Here is an 11,129-nt window from a genome sequence, read left to right as displayed (position 1 = left end):
TACGCCCGGCGACGCGGTTTCCGCCGAAAAAATGTGCCTGACCCCCTTGAACCGCTGACCCCCTCGAAGCGCTGACCCCCTCGAACCGCCGAACGACGCGGCAATCATGAAAACCGACAAAAAAGTTCTCCTCACCGACTACGCTTGGGCCAACCTGGATATCGAGCGGCGGATCCTCAATGAAGCGGGAGCGGAATTGGTCGCGGCCGAGGCAACCGATGCAGCTACGCTCGCCGCGGCGGCCGTCAATGCCGACGCGATCATGACCAACTGGGCCAAGGTGAGCGAGCCGGTGATCGCGGCCGCTCGCCGGTTGCGGATCATTTCGCGGCTCGGCATCGGCCTGGACAATATCGACATCGAAGCGGCCACGGCCCGCGGAATCGTCGTCACCAACGTGCCGGACTACTGCGTGATCGAAGTTGCCGAGCATGCGCTGGCGCTGCTGTTGGCGCTGGCGCGAAAGATCGGCTTTTACCATCAGGAAACGAAGTCGGGCCAATATCGCTTGCAAGCCGGGCCACCGCTGAGGCGCATCGAAGGGCAGACTCTCGGCATCGTCGGTATTGGCCGAATCGGTTGGAAACTGGCGGAAAAAGCAGCGCCGCTGGGACTGCGTGTGTTGGCCACGAGCCGCCGCCGACCAGAGCAATTGCCGCCTGGCGTCGAGTTTTGCGATCTCGAAGAGTTGCTGCGCCGCAGCGATTATGTGTCGCTGCACGCCCCGCTCACTCCGCACACGCGGCACTTGATCGACGCTGCCCGGCTGCCCCGAATGAAACGCGGCGCCTATCTCATCAACACATCCCGCGGCGGGCTGATCGAAACGGCGGCGCTGACCGCGGCGCTCGCCAGCGGCCAATTGGCCGGGGCGGCCCTCGACGTGCAAGACCCCGAGCCGCCGCCGCTCGACGCGCCGCCCTACAACGATCCGCGTGTGATCATCAGTCCCCATGCCGCCTTCGTATCCGTCGAATCGCTCGAAAACCTCCGCACCCGCGCCGCCCGCCAAGTCGCCCTATTCCTGAACGGCGAGCGACCGGAAAACGTCGTGAACCCCGCGGTGCTCGGCGACTAGCACTGAGTGCCCCAGCCGCTAAGGCCCGGCATTTTGATCTCCGCGTCTCAGCGCCTCCGCGTGAGAGCTCTTTCCCGGCTTTTCAAATCGCTCGCGCCGGGTAAACTGGTCGCATCGCGGCGGAAGGAGATCGCTTGGCTGGCGTGACTGCGGAAAAACTGGGCGATTCGGTTGCGCAGCACATGCGAAGCGACTTCGTTTGTCTGCGGGCCGATCGGACCGTTGCCGATGCGCTGGCCGCGATCCGCGCAGCGCCCGCCGAGGGCCGCGTGCTGTATTTCTACGCGGTCGACGACATGAACCGGCTGCTTGGCGTCGTGCCGACCCGGCGATTGCTGTTGAGCCAGCCCGACTGCCTCGTCGCCGACATCATGGACCGGCAGGTCATCGCGATTCCGCAATCGGCCACGGTGCTCGAAGCCCGCCAATTTTTCGCGTTGCACCATCTGCTCGGATTCCCCGTGGTCGACGACGAACATCGGCTCCAAGGCGTGGTCGATGTCAATCTTTACGCGGGCGAACTGACCGGGCTCAATCGCAGCGCCGATTGCGACGATTTGTTTCAGTTGATCGGTGTGCATGCTGCCGAAGCGGAGCACGCTTCGCCGGCTGACGCTTTTCGCAAACGGTTTCCCTGGCTGTTGTGCAACATTGGCGGCGGCATCATTGCCGCCTGGCTGGGCGGATTTTTCGAGTTGGAATTGAAACGGGTGGTTGAACTGGCCCTGTTCATTCCGGTGGTGTTGAACCTGGCGGAGAGCGTCAGCACACAGTCGGTCAGTTTGGCGATCGAAGCGTTGCACGGCCGGCGACCGACGCTGCCGACAATTCTTCGCCGCCTGCGCAGCGAATTGACGACCGCCCTGTTGTTGGGCATCGCCGCGGGTGCCGTGGTCGGGCTGATGGAATTCGCCTGGCGCGGTAATTTCAGGCTATTTCTCGTGCTGCTCGGTGGAATCGCCGGGGGAATGAGCTGCTCGGCATTGGTCGGCGCCGCGATGCCGAATCTGCTGCGCTTGCTGCGGTTCGACCCTCGTGTCGCCGCTGGCCCGATCGCGCTAGCCAGCGCCGACGTGGTGACGATCTTGCTCTATTTCAACTTGGCGCGGTGGCTGCTACGGTAATGTTGCCAGTCGGCAGGGTCGGCGTCGAAGTTTTTTCCGCTGGTCGCCAGGTTAGCTGCACGACCGCAGCCGAGCAAGCACTCGAGCGTATTCCTGGAAGAACGGGTTGGAGGTTCTAAAGGCGTCAAATCGCTCGCCGCCAGCGGTGGCGGTATCGGTCGCGCCAATAGCGGAGCGTTGCGGCGGCACGGGCCGATGATGCAATTAGCCGTCGGTTGTAGAACAGTGCGTCGACCTCGACGAGCGTGTCTCCCTTCAGTCCGCGCTTCAATTGCGCTAGATGAAAGCCTTTCGAATAGAGCCAGGCATGCACCTCGGCGAACGTCTTTTGCTCGCGATAGAACTGCTGAAAATGGAGTTCAAGCGATAGCGAGCCGACTGCCGACAACAACTCGCCGCAGCCCTCCAGCACCTGATATTCATAGCCTTGGACGTCGATTTCCATCATGTCGGGCGGCGGCAATCGAAACTCCGCCACCAAGCGATCCAACCGCCGCACTTCGACGGGCAACCGCCGCTGGACTTCAAACCATTCGGGAACCACGCACAGCTTCGCAAGGTTCTCGGCATGCGGCTCCAATAGCGAGCTGCACCCGATTTGGCGAGTCACTTGCAGCGTGCCTGCCCCATCTTCGGCGCCTAAGGCAGTTGGCAGCACGTGGTCCAACGTCGCGTCGGCCAACAGCTTTGCCGCCTCGGCCGGCTCGGGCTCGACGCCGATGATTTTCATCTTTCCGCGACGGCGGAAATACGTTTCCACGGGATCGGCGCCGTTGCGCGCGCCGATCGAATAGAATGCGATCGGCTCCTCCGCCCGGATCGTTTCGAAGGCCCGCACGGCGTCGGGAATCTGCCATTTCGTGCGGCGATCGCGCAAGTAATCGGCGATGCGCCGCGGGAGAAGCGTTTTGGCGATCTGGCGGGCGCGGCGCATCATTTTCGATTCACCCTTGGCGAAACGATGGGTTCCTAAGACGACAAACCGAACGGCAGGATCGACCGATTATTTTCAATCGCGGCCGTCGCTTATTCCAGTGCTGCCGAGGCTTTCGCATATTTGGCCGTAGCGTGGCGGATCATCTGCATGAAATTCTTCACCAACGGCGATTGGTGCCGGTCCTTGTGCCAGATCATGCGAATCGTTCGCGTCGGTTTCGGGTCCGAGAGGCTTCGATATTCGCAGCAGCGCCGGCGGTCCCATTGGCGAGCCATCGCCGGCACGATCGACACCCGGCCGCCTAGGGCCACTAGTTCTTGCACGGTGAGCAATTGCGTGCTGCGGCAGCGAACGGCGGGCAAGCAGCCTTGCTGCTTGCAAAAGCCCAAAATCTGCTCGCCCAGGCAATGCACTTCGTTCAGCAACACAAAGGGCTGGTCCGCGATGTCTTCTAGCGCGAGCCGGCGTTTTTTCAGAAGCGGGTGTGTCGGCGGCAGCGCCAGAAGCAATTCTTCGGTGAACAGCAGTTCGGATTGAAGCAATGCGTTTTCCGGCGGCGAAGCGATCACTCCGACATGGATTTCCCCTTCGAGGCAGCCGCGGATCGTGAATTCGGTCAGATTTTCGTGCAGCGCGACAGCGGCCCGCGGAAATCGCTTTTGAAACGTCTTTACGATCAATGGCATCAGGTAAGGAGCGATGGTGGGAATCGCCCCCACGTTGACCGTTCCTTGCTTTGCATCATTGACCACCGCCACGCGCTGCTGGATTTCATCCACCGCTCCCAAGATCGAAACCGCCTCGGAATAAAGTGCTTGCCCGGCATCGGTCAGCCGGACTTTTCGTCCCAGCCGATCGAACAGCGGCTGCCGCAGCTCTCGTTCGAGCTTGATGATCTGCTGGCTTAGCGACGGTTGGGCGACGAGGCATTTCTCGGCAGCCCGCGTGAAACTGCCTAAATCGGCGACGGCAAGGAAATAACGCAGTTGGTGGATTTCCATAGGAACCGTCTATTGTTGACATAGGTAGTATATCTTTGATCTATATACAAACGACCGCTAAGATGCAACGCGCGCAGGGGGCGATCGGCCCTCTGCCAGAGGGCGCCGTTCGCTTCGCCGCGGTGGAGTCGCGGCTACCATCGTGCGGCGCCCTCGTCCCACGGAATTTTCTCCCAGAATGAAGGAACACGGCATGAATACCGACAAACCAGCCGGCAACGGCGGCATGAAGTCCAACGGCGCCAACAGCGGCGAACAAGCCGTGTTGACCACTCGGCAAGGACATCCAATCGCCGACAACCAAAACGTGCGCACCGTCGGCGATCGTGGCCCGACGACGCTGGAAAACTACCAGTTCATCGAAAAGATCACGCACTTCGACCGCGAGCGCATTCCAGAACGCGTCGTGCATGCCCGCGGCACCGGGGCTCATGGCCTGTTCGAAGCCACCGGCATGGTGGGCGACGAGCCGATTGCCAAATACACGCGAGCCAAACTGTTTCAACAGAAGGGGAAGCAAACCCCCGTGTTCGTGCGATTCTCCACCGTCGTTCACGGCGGCCATAGCCCGGAAACGCTCCGCGACCCGCGCGGCTTCGCCACGAAGTTCTACACCGAAGACGGCAACTGGGATCTGGTCGGCAACAATCTCAAAATCTTTTTCATCCGCGACGCGCTCAAGTTTCCCGACATGGTGCACTGCTTCAAGCCCGATCCGGTCACCAATCGGCAAGACAACCGCCGCGTGTTCGACTTCATGAGCCTGACGCCCGAATCGACCCACATGCTCACTTGGCTATTTAGCCCGTGGGGCATTCCGGCCAACTACCGGCAGATGCAAGGCTCCGGCGTGAACACGTATAAATGGGTGAATGCCGAAGGCGCGGGCGTACTGGTGAAATATCATTGGGTGCCGAAGCAGGGCATTTGCAATCTGACGCAAGCCCAGGCCGACGCGATCCAAGCGACCAACTTCAACCACGCCACGCAAGATCTGTACGAAGCGATCGAGCGCGGCGATTATCCGGAATGGGAATTGCGCGTGCAGATCATGGAAGACGGCGAACACCCCGAGCTGGATTTCGATCCGCTCGACGACACGAAAATCTGGCCGGAAGATCACTTTCCGCATCGCCCGATCGGACGGATGGTGTTGAATCGCAATCCGGTGAACTATTTTTCGGAAGTCGAACAGGCGGCCTTTGGCACCGGCGTGCTCGTCGACGGGCTGGATTTCTCCGACGACAAGATGCTGCAAGGCCGAACGCTTTCGTATTCCGACACGCAGCGGTATCGGATCGGCCCGAACTACCTGCAATTGCCCATCAATCGACCGAAAACCCATGTAGCCACGAACCAACGCGATGGGTCGATGGCCTATCACGTGGATGGGATCGACAAGGGGCAGAATCCGCATGTCAACTACGAGCCGAGCTCGATGGGCGGCCTGAAGCAAGCCGCGCCCGCCGGCAAGCCGCATGCGCCGCACTATAGTGCGAATCTCGTGCGGCAAAAGATCTCGCGCACCAACGATTTCAAACAAGCCGGCGAGCGCTATCGCGCGTTCGAAGCGTGGGAACGCGACGAACTGATCAAGAACCTTGTCGAAAATCTGGCGATCTGTCCGAAAGACATTCAAGATCGCATGGTGTCGCATTTCACGCAGGCCGATGCCGAATATGGCCGCCGCCTCGCCGACGGAATTGCGATGGCGATGAAAGATATGGCCATGAAAGTGGGCGAGAACGGCAACGGCTCGAAGTCGAAGCCGGCGATGGCCGGCGCGTCGATGTAATTCGCCCATGGCCGCCCGTGTGCCACTTGGCGGAGTGAGGCTCTCCCTCAAGAATCGCCGATCAGCACACAAGCCCGAAGCGTTAGCGAGGAAGCGCCGCAACGGCGGCATCGTCTCGCTGCAGGCGGCAAAAGACGGTGCACATTGGATTAATGCGTTCGTGGAGGCGACCCGCAACGGAGCGCTCCCTCGCTTACGCTTCGGGCTTGTGTTGAGGGCGGCACCGCAACGGAGCGCTCCCTCGCTTACGCTTCGGGCTTGTGTGACGGCGACCCCGCAACGGAGCGCTGTAATTCGCCCAGGGCCGCCCGTGTGCCACTTGGCGGAGCGAGGCTCCCCCTCAAAAATCGCCGATCAGCACACAAGCCCGAAGCGTTAGCGAGGAAGCGCCGCAACGGCGGCATCGTCTCGCTGCGGGCGGCAAAAGCCGGATGCACATTGGATTAATGCGTTCGTGAGGGCGACCCGCAACGGAGCGCTCCCTCGCTTACGCTTCGGGCTTGTGTTGAGGGCGGCCCCGCAACGGAGCGCTGTAATTCGCCCATGGCCGCCCGTGTGCCACTTGGCGGAGCGAGGCTCTCCCTCAAGAATCGCCGATCAGCACACAAGCCCGAAGCGTTAGCGAGGAAGCGCCGCAACGGCGGCATCGTCTCGCTGCGGGCGGCAAAAAGCCGGATGCACATTGGATTAATGCGTTCGTGGGGGCGGCCCCGCAACGGAGCGCTCCCTCGCTTACGCTTCGGGCTTGTGTTGACGGCGGCCCGCAACGGAGCGCTCCCTCGCTTACGCTTCGGGCTTGTGTTGAGGGCGACCCGCAACGGAGCGCTTCCTCGCTTACGCTTCGGGCTTGTGTTGAGGGCGGCCCCGCAACGGAGCGCTCCCTCGCTTACGCTTCGCGCCTAGTGTTGCGAGACGAAGCGTCGTGTCGCGATTGGGTCGTCGGACCGATCGAGAAACAGTGGCGGGGCCAGTGGCACGCGCGTCGAGCCAATGGCATACGGGCGCGAGTTCTGCCGTTATTGCACGATCACCATCCACGCGATGCCGAAACGATCGGTGAGCATCCCGAATTTTGGAGAAAAGAACGTTTTCGCCAGCGGCATCATCACCTTTCCCCCTTCGGCGAGCGCGCCGAACAGCTTTTCGGCCTCGGCTTCGGTCGCCACATTGAGCGTCAATTCGAATCCGGCGAAGTTCGCTTCACCCCGGCAGTGCCCGTCCGATACCAACAGCTCCGAGTCGCCGATCATCAGGTTCGCGTGCATCACCTTCTCGCCCATCGCCGGATTCATGTTGGACATCGGTTCCGAGCATTGGTTGAAGCGCATCAGCATGGTCACTTTTGCGCCAATCGCGGTCTTGTAGAATTCGATCGCTTCATCGCAACGTCCCTCGAAATGCACATAGGGTTGAAGTTTCATGTTACGTCTCCTCTTGGTGGGAATCAGGGGCTCGGGATTCTCGGTTCGAGTGGCGACAACGTGGAAAACGCGCGGATCATTTTAGCAGCGGGCGGCGACAAACGCTCGGCCGAAAAATAACTTCTCCGCGATCTCCTCCCCCCTGCGGGAGAGGACAGGCTGAGGGGCCTGAAGAAGCGGAAGTTCGTTTTCGGTAGAGCCATAGCCACCTGAAGAGGCTTGCCGAACTGTTATAATTGGCCTGCCAAGGCAGCACGCTAAAGCGTGAACTTCAACAATTGGAGTTCACGCTTTAGCATGCTGTGTTGCCAATCGAAACAAAATGCGTTTCCCGTCCGAATCGCTGATCCGGTGTGCCGTTGGCGTCTGTCGAATCATCTTCGAAATTTTTGCTCACGGCCAAGACCGTATTCGGCCTGGAAGACGTGCTCGCCGCGGAGTTGGCGGCGCTCGGGGCAGAAGCGATCGAGCCGGGACGCCGCTTGGTCAATTTTCAGGCCGATCACCGGCTGCTTTATCGGGCCAACATCTGGCTGCGAACCGCGATTCGCGTGTTGCGTCCGATCCATCAGTTCGACGCCACCGACGAAAAATCGCTCTACGACGGCGTTCGCGAAATCGATTGGTCGGCGCAGCTACTGCCCGACGGTTCGCTGGCCATCGACCCGGTGGTGCACAATTCGTTTTGCACCCATTCGCTCTACGCCGCGCAATTGGCGAAAGACGCGATCGTCGATCAATTTCGCGAGCGCGGCGGCACGCGTCCGAGCGTCGATCTCAAAAATCCTGATTTGCGAATCAATCTGCACCTCAACGACAACCGCGCGACGATCTATCTCGATTCGTCGGGCGATTCGCTGCACAAGCGGGGCTATCGGTCCATCGCCGGCGAAGCCCCGCTGAACGAAGTGCTGGCCGCGGGAATTCTACAGCTCAGCGGCTGGGATCGCCGCAGCTCGTTGGCTGATTTCATGTGCGGCTCGGGCACGTTGCCGATTGAAGCCGTCCTCTGGGCGCGGAATATCGCCCCCGGCTTGATTCGCCAGAAGTTCGGCTACATGCGGTGGCGCGATTTCGATTCCGCGCTGCATCGCGAGCTGTTGGCCGAGGCGCGGCAGGCGGCCTTGCCGCGGCTCGAATTTCCGATCACCGGCAGCGATCTCGATCCGCAAGCCGTCAGCGCGGCACGGGAAAACGCCCGTCGGGCGGGCGTGCAGAAAGATGTGCAGTTCGAAGTCGCACATTACGAAGCAGCCCGGCCTCCCGCGGCGGCGGGAACGCTCGTCACCAATCCACCCTATGACGAACGGATGAAGGTGTCGCAGGCCGCGGCCGTGTATCGCCGGATCGGCGACGCGCTGAAACACACCTGGGCGGGCTGGACCGCATTCGTCTTCACCGGCAATGCCGAGGCGGCAAAATTCTTCGGCTTGCGGCCATCGCGGAAAATCCGGCTGAACAACGGGGCAATCCAGTGCCAACTGCTCCGCTTCGAGGTCTTCAACCGCGCCGCCACGGAAACGCCGAAGAACGAAGAAGTAACCACGAAAGACGCGAAAGAAGCGAAAGACGAGGAACGGGAAACCACGCATCACACGGAGAACACGGATGACGAAGGCAGATGGGATGACGACGAAGAGCAAACCACGAATGACGCGAATGACACGAATGACGAGGAGGTAGACGAAGAGCACGACGACGGTGGCCCGGCGGATGGGGGCGGCGATCTTCGTACCTCAAGCCTCAAGCCTCAAGCCTCAAGCCTTCCCTTGCAAGCCGCAAACCTTGCCCCGCAAGCCTTGAGCCTTCCCCGGCGGCGGTGGGAGGATCAAGCCAAGGAGTTTTCCAATCGGCTGGTGCGCATGGCCAAGCATTGGAAGAAATGGGCGCGGCGGCAAGGGATCACCTGCTTTCGGCTCTACGATCGCGATCTGCCCGAGGTGCCGCTGGCGATCGATTCCTACGAAGGGCATCTGCACATTGCCGAATACATCCGGCCGCACGATCGCACCGACATCGAGCACCAGATCTGGCTCACGCGTATGATCGAAGCCGCTGCCGCGGCGCTCGAAGTCGATCCGAACAACGTCGCGGTCAAACGCCGCGGGCGGCAGCGCGGGCCGGCCCAATACGAACGACAATCGGAAGAAGGCCGGCGGCTCGTGGTGCACGAGGGGGGGCATCGATTCGAAGTCAACCTGACCGATTATCTCGACACCGGCCTGTTTCTCGACCATCGCATCACGCGCGCCATGGTCGAGAAAGAATCAGCCGGCAAGCGGTTTTTGAATCTATTCGGCTACACCGGCGCGTTCACCGTCTACGCCGCGGCCGGCGGAGCCGTCGAAACGACCACGGTCGATCTTTCGAGCACCTATTCGCAATGGGCCGAGCGAAATCTGAAACTGAACGGGTTCGCCGATTCGCACCAGCAAGTGGTGCGCTTCGATGCGATGCGCTTTTTGCGACGCATGGCGCCGCGAGCCGGCGGCGAATTCGATTTGGCCGTTGTCGATCCACCGACGTTTTCCAACAGCAAAAATACGCCCGACATCTTCGACGTCGATCGCGATCATGTCGAACTATTGAACCTCGTGCTCGAGCGCCTTTCGCCGGGCGGGAAGATTTATTTCTCGACCAATTTTCGTAAATTCAAATTCCGCGGCGAGGAAATCCCGCGGGCCGCGATTCGCGAGATCAGCCGCCAAACCGTCCCGCCCGATTTTCGCAACAAACGAATCCACCGCTGCTGGACACTGGTTCGCAGCGGCAGCAGCGGATAGTCGTGCTCTCGGCAAGGGCTGGCAGAATCGGCCTTTCAGGCCGAGGCAGTATGCCGCGGCAGCAACCGAACCGGCCATCCCAACGCCCAGTTCCCCTCTCGCCTTCGCGGCAGAAGGGCTAGGGATGTGCGGGCAATCGCCGGTGTGCCACTGGCCAGCGCAGTCGGCCAGTGCGAGCGCCGCTTGAGCTCGCACATAAATGGAACGTCCAGCGGCGTGCTCCCTCGCTAGCGCTTCGGGCTACAATGCAATCGCCAGTGGCACACCGGTTCCCCTCTCCCCCTTCGCGGGAGAGGGGTTGGGGGGTGAGGGGGCGTTCGCCAGTGTGCCACTGGCCAGCGCAGTCGGCCAGTGCGAGCGCCGCTTGGGTTCGCACATAAAGGGAACATGGAACGTCCAGCGGCGTGCGTCCCTCGCTAACGCTTCGGGCTAAAATGCGTTCGCCAGTGGCACACCGGTTCCCCTCTCCCCCTTCGCGGGAGAGGGGTTAGGGGGTGAGGGGGGCGTTCGCCGGTGTGCCACTGGCCAGCGTAGTCGGCCAGTGGAGCGCCGCTTGAGTTCGCACACAAATGGAACGTCCAGCGGCGTGCGTCCCTCGCTAACGCTTCGGGCTACAATGCGTTCGCCGGTGGCACACCGGTTCCCCTCTCCCCCTTCGCGGGAGAGGGGTTGGGGGGTGAGGGGGCGTTCGCCGGTGTGCCACTGGCCAGCGCAGTCGGCCAGTGCGAGCGCCGCTTGAGCTCGCACATAAATGGAACGTCCAGCGGCGTGCGTCCCTCGCTAACGCTTCGGGCTACAATGCAATCGCCAGTGGCACACAAGCGGCGGTTGGCGTGTCGGCGCGCAGCATAGCCGCGGTTGGTCTATAGAGACACCGCGGCCATGCGCGAACAGGTTGTCGCATCGACACGCACGCACGATTTGTGCAACGACGCCCCCTAGGAACCGGAGCGTTCTTGATTCGGTCGCACTGCGGATTCCGCCGCAGCT

At 61.4% G+C, this 11,129-nt stretch carries 7 protein-coding genes; 4 read left to right on the top strand and 3 right to left on the bottom strand.

Annotated elements, in window-relative coordinates:
* Positions 1–106 precede the first annotated feature (106 nt).
* The gene (locus VHX65_16435) at positions 107–1,078 is read left to right on the top strand and encodes a C-terminal binding protein (protein HEX4000143.1); all 972 of its coding nucleotides are present in this window, start codon (positions 107–109) and stop codon (positions 1,076–1,078) included.
* 143 nt (positions 1,079–1,221) lie between these two features.
* The gene (locus VHX65_16430) at positions 1,222–2,202 is read left to right on the top strand and encodes a magnesium transporter (protein HEX4000142.1); all 981 of its coding nucleotides are present in this window, start codon (positions 1,222–1,224) and stop codon (positions 2,200–2,202) included.
* Positions 2,203–2,326: 124 nt separating this feature from the next.
* Here the strand turns inward: VHX65_16430 and VHX65_16425 are convergent, their stop codons facing one another.
* Positions 2,327–3,139, bottom strand: coding sequence for an FkbM family methyltransferase (locus tag VHX65_16425; GenBank protein HEX4000141.1), 813 nt, complete (start codon positions 3,137–3,139; stop codon positions 2,327–2,329).
* Positions 3,140–3,228: 89 nt separating this feature from the next.
* A complete protein-coding gene (locus VHX65_16420) occupies positions 3,229–4,140 on the bottom strand; it encodes a LysR family transcriptional regulator (protein ID HEX4000140.1) in 912 nt (303 codons plus the stop codon).
* 226 nt (positions 4,141–4,366) lie between these two features.
* Here VHX65_16420 and VHX65_16415 point away from each other — a divergent pair, with 226 nt between their 5' ends.
* Positions 4,367–5,935 (top strand): catalase, encoded by a 1,569-nt coding sequence (locus VHX65_16415; protein ID HEX4000139.1) that lies wholly within the window; start codon positions 4,367–4,369, stop codon positions 5,933–5,935.
* 1,016 nt (positions 5,936–6,951) lie between these two features.
* Here VHX65_16415 and VHX65_16410 read toward each other — a convergent pair.
* A complete protein-coding gene (locus VHX65_16410) occupies positions 6,952–7,356 on the bottom strand; it encodes a VOC family protein (protein ID HEX4000138.1) in 405 nt (134 codons plus the stop codon).
* 389 nt (positions 7,357–7,745) lie between these two features.
* Here VHX65_16410 and rlmKL point away from each other — a divergent pair, with 389 nt between their 5' ends.
* Entirely contained in the window at positions 7,746–10,139 is a 2,394-nt protein-coding gene (rlmKL, locus tag VHX65_16405; GenBank protein ID HEX4000137.1) for a bifunctional 23S rRNA (guanine(2069)-N(7))-methyltransferase RlmK/23S rRNA (guanine(2445)-N(2))-methyltransferase RlmL, read from the top strand.
* Positions 10,140–11,129 lie beyond the last annotated feature (990 nt).

The organism is Pirellulales bacterium (assembly GCA_036267355.1).
Classification (GTDB): Bacteria; Planctomycetota; Planctomycetia; order Pirellulales; family DATAWG01; genus DATAWG01.
The sequence above is the reverse complement of the archived record's forward strand: the minus strand, read 5'-3'. Positions and strand labels throughout refer to the sequence as shown.

Coding starts and splice junctions, on each gene's coding strand:
- VHX65_16435 (HEX4000143.1), top strand. CDS start 107: ATGAAAACCGACAAAAAAGTTCTCCTCACCGACTACGCTTGGGCCAAC.
- VHX65_16425 (HEX4000141.1), bottom strand. CDS start 3,139: ATGATGCGCCGCGCCCGCCAGATCGCCAAAACGCTTCTCCCGCGGCGC.
- VHX65_16420 (HEX4000140.1), bottom strand. CDS start 4,140: ATGGAAATCCACCAACTGCGTTATTTCCTTGCCGTCGCCGATTTAGGC.
- VHX65_16415 (HEX4000139.1), top strand. CDS start 4,367: ATGAAGTCCAACGGCGCCAACAGCGGCGAACAAGCCGTGTTGACCACT.
- VHX65_16410 (HEX4000138.1), bottom strand. CDS start 7,356: ATGAAACTTCAACCCTATGTGCATTTCGAGGGACGTTGCGATGAAGCG.